We start from the raw sequence: 994 nt of genomic DNA, 5'->3' as shown, positions 1-994 counted from the left end.
AGCCTGTCGGGTTGGGGTACCCTGTGAAGGGTAAGGTTGTAAGGTGGTGAGATGAGCAGCTTCATCCCGTTTGACCGATCCCAGCCGTATCTTCTGCCGCCTGATCTGAAGTCGTGGCTTCCGGCTGACGATATGGCGCATTTCGTTGTCGCAGCCGTTGAGCGGGTTCCGATGAGTGCGTTCTGCGTGCCAGTACGCACGGGTGGCAAGGCACAGTACCATCCGCGCCTGATGTTGGCCCTTCTGATCTTCAGCTATGCGAACGGGTTGTTTTCCTCACGCCGGATCGAGCGGGCGACATATCGCGATATCGGGGTGCGCTTCGTGGCGGCGAACCTGCATCCGGATCATGATACGATTGCGACCTTCCGCCGGACGAACCGGACAGCCATTGAAGCTGCATTTGCGCAGGTCCTGCTTCTGGCGCGCGAGACGGGTCTGCTGCGTCTGGGTGTAGTATCGATTGACGGCACGAAAATCGATGCCGACGCATCGAAATACCGTTCGGTGCGCTACGACCGGATCAAGGCGCTGCGCGAACAGCTGGCAGTAGATATCGCGGAATTGATGGAGCAGGCGGAGCAGGCTGACACCACGGACACGGATCCGCAGGCCCTGCCAGAAGAGCTTGCCCGACGGGAAACACTGAAAGCGAAGCTGGACGAAGCCTGCGCCCGGCTGGAAGCAGATGCGAAGGCGCAGGCCGAGGCGGCGCGACCGGCATACGAGAAAAAGAAGGCGATGTATGACGCAAAAACAGGGCGTCGCGGTCGGGCGCCGAAACCGCCGGATGATGAACCACCACCCGACCGGCAGATCAGTCTGACCGATCCCGACAGCCGCCTCATGCGGCGTTCGGACGCCCACGAGTTCCGGCAGGCTTACAATGCCCAGGCCGTGGTCTGCGCCGAAGGCAGTCAGTTGATCGTGACAACCGACGTTGTCGCCACGTCAGCGGACGCGCCATCCTTTGCCAGCACCGTGCTGTCGATGG

1 protein-coding gene is annotated in these 994 nt (G+C 61.4%); it reads left to right on the top strand.

What is annotated here, in order from left to right:
• Positions 1 to 51: 51 nt before the first annotated feature.
• Positions 52 to 994: transposase (locus GXY01S_RS16720; RefSeq protein WP_061276906.1), on the top strand; the 943-nt coding region annotated here is incomplete at its 3' end.

This window comes from Komagataeibacter xylinus NBRC 15237 (genome assembly GCF_001571345.1).
In the GTDB taxonomy this organism is placed as follows: Bacteria; Pseudomonadota; Alphaproteobacteria; order Acetobacterales; family Acetobacteraceae; genus Komagataeibacter; species Komagataeibacter xylinus.
Note: the sequence above shows the minus strand (reverse complement) of the source record. Positions and strands in the feature narration are given on the sequence as shown.